Raw genomic sequence first — 6,608 nt, forward strand, 5'->3', positions numbered from 1 at the left:
TGGCACCAGGCCGTGCACCGCCGACAGGCCGGCCAGCAGCGGAATGCCGATCTTGATCAGCGACACACCGGTACGGCGCGCAACGATAAACACCAGCGGGATCAGCAACACAAAACCGATCTCGAAGAACAGCGGAATGCCCACCAGGAACGCGGCGAACATCATTGCCCACTGCACCTTCTCCTTGCCGAAGGCCCGCACCAGGGTTTGCGCGATCTGATCGGCACCGCCGGAATCGGCCATCATCTTGCCGAGCATCGTACCCAGCGCGAGGATAATCCCGACAAAGCCGAGCACCCCGCCGAAGCCGTCCTGGAAGGCCTTGATGATCTTGTCCACGGGCATGCCCGAGGTCAGGCCGAGAAAGCCTGCTGCGATGATCAGCGCAATGAACGGGTGGACTTTGAACCGGGTGATCAACACGATCAGGCCGATGATGGTCACCACTGCATCGAGCAGCAGATAGGTATCGTGGGACAAGCCAAACATGGGGGTCTCTCCTGTTTGTTGTTGTTATTAAAGCCGGTAAAAAATTCAGTGCAGGCGGACAGCGCTATCTTGTCCGGCAAAAAATTATTTGTTTGGTTCAAAGCCGTGTTCGAGCCACCAGGCATTGGTTTGCTCGGCCAGTTCTTCGACGCTGTCTTCACTGGCGTTCAGCGCCAGGGTCAACGGCTCGCCCACCGGGGATTCCAGGGTGGCGAACTGGCTGTCTATAAGGCTGGCCGGCATGAAATGGCCGGGGCGATGGGATACACGGTCGGCGGCGACTTCGCGGGTCAGCTCCAGAAACACAAACCCCAAGCCCGGCGCGGCTTCGCGCAGGTGGTCGCGGTATTTCTTCTTCAGGGCCGAACAGGTGAGCACCGGATGCTCGCCGGCCTTGAGCGAGCGGCGCAGCTCATCGCACAGGATGTCGAGCCAGCCGGCGCGGTCTTCGTCGTTAAGGGGATGGCCGGCGCTCATCTTCTCGATGTTCGCGGCGGGGTGAAAGCTGTCGCCTTCGATGGCAGTGGCGCCGTTCAGCAGGCACAGGGCCTCGCTGACGCTGGACTTGCCACAGCCGGAAACACCCATGATCACGAGGGCAGTAACAGGTTGACTCATGAAACACCTCAAGACGCAGATAGCGCTACCTTTGCACGCTGTAAGGCTAGTGCAAAAACAGGCTTTTCCCGCGCCGTCTTGTCATTTTTATGGAGTGACGCGTGCATCTGCTCCAAAGGTTTGAACGGGAACAGGCATCCCGACGTTCAAGAATTTGCAGGGTCTTGGAGACAGCGCTACCTTAGTGCCTCGATTTTTGTTTGGCAAGCCGCCTGATGACTCCCAAGAACGATAAAAATACCCGCACCACGGGCCGCCCCACCCTCAATGAAGTGGCCCGCCTGGCTGGCGTGAGCCCGATTACCGCCTCCCGGGCCTTGCGCGGCATCAGCACCGTGGCCACCGAACTGGTGGAAAAAGTGCAAAAAGCCGCCGCCGAACTGAGCTACGTGGTCAACCCGGCCGCCCGTGCCCTGGCATCTGCCCAGAGTCAGTCGGTGGTGGTGTTGGTGCCGTCGCTGTCCAACCTGCTGTTTATCGAAACCCTGGAAGCCATCCACCAGGTGCTGCGGCCCAAGGGCTTTGAAGTGCTGATCGGCAACACCCACTATTCCCGCGACGAAGAAGAAGACCTGCTGCGCAACTACATGGCCTACCAGCCACGGGGGCTGCTGCTGACCGGGTTTGACCGTACGGAAAGCGCCCGGCGCATGGTGGAATCGAGCAATGTGCCGTGTGTGTACATGATGGACCTGGACCCGAGTGCTGGCCTGAACTGCGTAGGATTCTCGCAGTTGAACGCCGGGGAAACGGCGGCCGCGCATTTGATCTCACGGGGTCGCAAGCGCCTGGCCTACATTGGCGCGCAACTGGACCAGCGCACGTTGTTGCGCGGTGAAGGCTTTCGCCGGGCGTTGCAGCAGGCGGGGTTGTACGACCCGGCACTCGAAGTGCTGACGCCACGGCCATCGTCGCTGGGCCTGGGTGGTGAATTGTTCCTGCAACTGCTGGCCAGCCATCCGGACGTGGACGCGATCTTCTTTGGCAACGACGACCTGGCTCAGGGTGCGTTGCTGGAAGCGCTGCGCCATGGCATCAAGGTGCCGGACCAGATCTCGGTGCTGGGCTTCAACGACCTGCCCTCCTCCTCGTTCATGGTGCCGCGACTGAGCAGCATCAGTACGCCGCGTGAAGCCATTGGCCGGCGCGCGGCAGAGCATTTGCTGACGGTGATGGCCGGCAACAAGATCGCCCGGCCGGTGGTGGACATGGGGTTTGAGTTGAAGGTGCGCGAGAGTACCTAGGCGGTAGCTGTAGGAAGTGGCTGGTGTTGATGGCAGCGCCTTGCTCCGTTACCTACAGGTACGTCAGAATCCGCCGGCTTGTGCGCCTGGGTAGGGCTCTCTAAGGTTGCCCGGTCGCTGAATTTCTCAGTGATCGGGTTTAGTAGCCTGGACAGTCATACAGAATGAGCATGAGCTTCATCTATCAGACTTACGGGTCTGTGCTTGATGGTGGCTGTGCGCAGGGCGCCCTTGTGGCGCGCCGGATTTTTGTGTGACTTTGCCGGTCTACTAACCTGCGTGCAGCCGCCACCCTTTCGTTTAGTAGCGATCAGGTGATGGCCCAGATAGAGGTCACGCTTATGTTCAAAGTTACTCCCAATCCTCCTTCCTTATTCACCGTCAGCCCCGACGCCAACAGCGAAAGCCTGATCGCCAACAGCTACGAGACGTTTTCCTCGGTCAGCACGTTATTGCTCGACCTGTCTGATGAACTCACCGGCAAAGACCGCGACACCGCATTGGCGATTCACCAGTTGAGTGAGTTGGGCGTATTGCTGATGGGCAAGCTGATGGACCAGGAATCACCACTGATCTAACAGACCGCACGCGGTCAAACTGTGGGAGCGGGCTTGCTCGCGAATGCGGTGTGTCAGCCGAGCTTTCCATCACTGATACACCGCATTCGCGAGCAAGCCCGCTCCCACATTTTTGATCCTGCCCACTTAACAACCTCGCCGTGCCTTCTGGCCCCTGCTAAATTGCCCCCTGCCTTCTCACCCTCGTCAGGAAAGCACCATGGGCCATTTGCTGAAAATCCTCGGTCGCACTTCTTCCATCAACGTGCGAAAAGTCCTGTGGACCTGCCAGGAACTGGATATCCCCTACGACCGCGAAGACTGGGGCATCGGCTTCGCCTCCACCCAGTCCCCCGAATTCCTGGCCCTGAACCCCAACGCCCAAGTCCCGGTGATCATCGACGACAACGGCGTGCTGTGGGAATCCAATACCATCTGCCGCTACCTCATGGGCCTGCACCAACGCCACGACCTGTTGCCTGTCGAGCCGGCAGCCCGGGCCAGAGTCGAGCAATGGATAGACTGGCAAGCCATCGAACTCAACCGTTCCTGGGGTGCTGCGTTTACCGCCCTGGTGCGCAACAACCCGGACGGCCTGGACGCGCCAGCCATCGCCGCCGCGGTAAAGGCCTGGAACGACAAGATGGGCCTGCTCGAAGAACAACTGATCAAAACCGGTGCCTACGTCGCCGGTAAAGACTTCACATTGGCCGACATCCTCATCGGCCTGTCGGTGCACCGCTGGTGGATGACGCCCATGGAGCATCCGTCCTACCCGGCGGTCAGCGCTTACTACGAAACCCTCAGCCAACGCCCCGGCTTCAAAACCTTCGCCCTCGACGGCCACAACTAAAAACAAGGACTACACAATGAACGGACTCAACGTACTACTCACCGGCGCCTGTGGCCGCATCGGCAAGACGTTTTTCGAAGCGTCGAAAGACCGCTACCGCTTCACCCTCACCGACCGCATCGAGCCGGATTTCGCCCTCGGCGAGCACCGTTTCATCCACGCCGACCTGAGCGACAAAACCGCCCTCGCCGCCCTGCTCGATGGGATTGACGTGATCGTGCACCTGTCGGGCATCCCCCACGCCAGCGCGACCTTCGACGAGTTGTTGCCCAACAATATCCTGGCCACCACCTACCTGTTCGAAGCCGCCGTGGCCGCAGGTGTGAAGCGCCTGGTATTCGCCAGCAGTGCCCAGACCATCGAAGGCTACCCGGTAGACCGGCAGATCACGCCGGGCATGCCTGTATTGCCCGCCAACCTGTACGGCGTGAGCAAATGCTACGGCGAAGCCCTGTGCGGTTTTTACGCGGCCAAAACCCCGCTCTCCACCATCGCCCTGCGCATCGGTGCGTTTGAATTCCCCGAAACCCACGACCTGAACAACGCCCGCGACCTCAGCGCCTGGCTCAGCCCCCGCGACGCCGTGCAACTGCTGCAACGCTCGGTGGAAACCATCGGGGTGAAACACCTGATCGCCCATGGCATTTCCAATAACCGTTTCAAACGCCTGGACCTCAGCGAAACAACCCGTGTGCTGGGTTACCAACCGGTGGATGATGCGTTCCAGGCATTCGAGATCCCGATCACTTATTGAGTCTTCTGCCCATGTCTTCACCCTCTCTTGCAGACGGTATCGACCCGATCCGCGCCGCGCACATCAGCGCGCGCATTGATCGGTTGCCCGCCGTCGCCACTGTCTGGCGCCTGGTGGCGCTGCTGTCGATTGGCGGCTTTTTCGAGCTGTATGACTTGTTCCAGACTGCCTATATCAGCCCCGGCCTGATCAGTGACGGAATTTTCCACACCGGCAGCCAGGGCGTATTCGGCTTCTCCGACCAGGCGGCCTTTGCCTCGGCGACCTTTCTCGGCCTGTTCCTCGGCGCCAGCCTGCTCAGCCCGATTGCCGACCGCTACGGGCGCCGGGCGATCTTCACCTTTGCGTTGATCTGGTACACCGTCGCCACCGTGTTGATGGGTATCCAGACCTCCGCCCTGGGCATCATCTGCATGCGCTTCCTGGTGGGCATTGGTTTGGGCATCGAGCTGGTGACCATCGACGCCTACCTCTCGGAACTGGTGCCCAAGCGCATGCGCAGCTCGGCGTTTGCCTTTGCGTTTTTCATCCAGTTCCTGTCGGTGCCGGCGGTGGCGTTGATGTCGTGGTGGCTGGTACCCCAGGCACCGTTCGGGATTTCCGGCTGGCGCTGGGTAGTGGTGAGCAGTGCGGTATTTGCGCTGTTTATCTGGCAACTGCGCAAGCGCCTGCCGGAATCGCCGCGCTGGCTCGCACAAAAAGGCCGTTTCGAGGAAGCCGGGCAGATCATGGACAGCCTCGAAGCGCGCTGCCGGAAAGACCACGGCAAGCCACTCGATGAGCCGGAACCGCAAGCCGTCAGCGTGCAGGGCCAAGGGCGCTTCGCCGATATCTGGCAACCGCCGTACCGGCGCCGGGCGTTGATGCTGATTGTGTTTCATGTGTTCCAGGCCATCGGTTTTTTTGGCTTCGGCAACTGGCTGCCGGCCCTGCTCTCGGGCCAGGGCGTGAGCGTCACTCACAGCCTGGGCTATGCCTTCATCATCACCCTCGCCTACCCGTTGGGGCCGCTGCTGTTTGTGAAGGTGGCGAACCGGTTTGAGAACAAATGGCAGATTGTCGGCTCGGCGCTCGGCGCGGTGATCTTCGGCAGTTTGTTCGCGCTGCAAACCACCGCCGTGGGCCTGGTGATCTGCGGGGTGATGATCACCTTCTGCAACGCCTGGCTGAGTTTCAGTTATCACTCCTACCAGAGCGAACTGTTCCCCACCAACATCCGCGCCCGGGCGGTGGGTTTCTGCTATTCGTTCAGCCGGTTGTCGACGGTGTTCAGCAGCCTGTTGATCGGCGTGATCCTCGAACACCTCGGCACGCCCGGCGTGTTGGCGTTTATCGCCAGCAGCATGTTGATCGTGATGATCACCATCAGTTGGTTCGGCCCGCGCACCCGCAACCTGGCGCTGGAGAACATTGCCCACTAGCGGCAAACAATGGCCGGCGGCACGCCAACGCTTGCCGACGGTAGCGACCAAAAGCCCCGTAAACACGGGGCCATACCACTGGGCACGCTAATTGCTCCACCTGTGGCACCGCCCACATCCACAGGTGTCCTGATCATGCTGATCAACAACAATCCCCAGGCTCAGTCGACGATCCAACGCATCAAGCGCGCAGACATGGACCCGGCCAACGCCGCGGCCAGCGCGCTGTACAGCGGTGCTGCGCAAAACGTGCAACAGGGCACTACCACTGTATCGACCACACAGGCAGCGGCCGACGCCACTGCCGACAACATCAATGCCGCCTTCGCCAAGACCCGTGTGCAGTTGCAAGCCACCACCGCAACCGCCTCGACCACCGATACGGCCAAGACTGACTCCACCACGTCGGCCCGCAGTGACTTCACCGACTACATGAAAAAAAGCCCGGCCGAGCGCATCCGCGAGCAACTGCTCAAGGAACAGGGTTTGACCGAGGACGATGTGAAGAACATGCCTCAGGACAAGCAGGATGCTATTTCCAAGGAAGTTGCAGAACGCCTGAAGGAGCAGCAGGCGCAGCAGGTAGCGGCGAAGACGGCTGACCCGCAGGCGCAGACGGTGAAAGAAACCCTGGCTGCGATCTAAGCCACACCACAAACCAAATGTGGGAGC

The 6,608-nt window shown here is 60.5% G+C and carries 8 protein-coding genes; 6 read left to right on the plus strand and 2 right to left on the minus strand.

Annotated features, from left to right (window positions below; all coding sequences use genetic code 11):
• Both HX846_RS05685 and HX846_RS05690 read right to left on the minus strand, forming a co-directional pair.
• On the minus strand, positions 1–489 hold a 489-nt coding region (locus tag HX846_RS05685; protein WP_218645395.1), incomplete at its 3' end, for an SLC13 family permease.
• Positions 490–573: 84 nt separating this feature from the next.
• Positions 574–1,107: a gluconokinase gene (locus HX846_RS05690; protein WP_087693163.1), complete on the minus strand. Its 534-nt coding sequence runs from the start codon at positions 1,105–1,107 to the stop codon at positions 574–576.
• A gap of 212 nt (positions 1,108–1,319) precedes the next feature.
• Here HX846_RS05690 and HX846_RS05695 point away from each other — a divergent pair, with 212 nt between their 5' ends.
• The 6 genes from HX846_RS05695 (at position 1,320) to HX846_RS05720 (ending at position 6,581) form a co-directional block, all read left to right on the plus strand.
• On the plus strand, positions 1,320–2,351 hold the full coding sequence (locus HX846_RS05695) for a LacI family DNA-binding transcriptional regulator (RefSeq protein WP_173883063.1): 1,032 nt from the start codon (positions 1,320–1,322) through the stop codon (positions 2,349–2,351).
• Between the two features lie 341 nt (positions 2,352–2,692).
• Positions 2,693–2,929 carry a DUF6124 family protein gene (locus tag HX846_RS05700; protein WP_178965102.1) on the plus strand — a complete coding sequence of 79 codons (237 nt, stop codon included), beginning with the start codon at positions 2,693–2,695 and terminating at the stop codon, positions 2,927–2,929.
• Positions 2,930–3,128: 199 nt separating this feature from the next.
• Positions 3,129–3,761 (plus strand): glutathione S-transferase family protein, encoded by a 633-nt coding sequence (locus HX846_RS05705; RefSeq protein WP_177027655.1) that lies wholly within the window; start codon positions 3,129–3,131, stop codon positions 3,759–3,761.
• A 16-nt stretch (positions 3,762–3,777) separates the two neighbouring features.
• A complete protein-coding gene (locus tag HX846_RS05710) occupies positions 3,778–4,515 on the plus strand; it encodes an NAD(P)-dependent oxidoreductase (RefSeq protein WP_177027654.1) in 738 nt (245 codons plus the stop codon).
• Between the two features lie 11 nt (positions 4,516–4,526).
• Positions 4,527–5,936 (plus strand): MFS transporter, encoded by a 1,410-nt coding sequence (locus HX846_RS05715; RefSeq protein ID WP_177019375.1) that lies wholly within the window; start codon positions 4,527–4,529, stop codon positions 5,934–5,936.
• A gap of 135 nt (positions 5,937–6,071) precedes the next feature.
• Complete coding sequence (locus tag HX846_RS05720; protein WP_003213081.1) at positions 6,072–6,581, plus strand: hypothetical protein; 510 nt, start codon at positions 6,072–6,074, stop codon at positions 6,579–6,581.
• Positions 6,582–6,608 lie beyond the last annotated feature (27 nt).

The sequence above is a fragment of the Pseudomonas sp. K5002 genome (assembly GCF_013386655.1).
Classification (GTDB): domain Bacteria; phylum Pseudomonadota; class Gammaproteobacteria; order Pseudomonadales; family Pseudomonadaceae; genus Aquipseudomonas.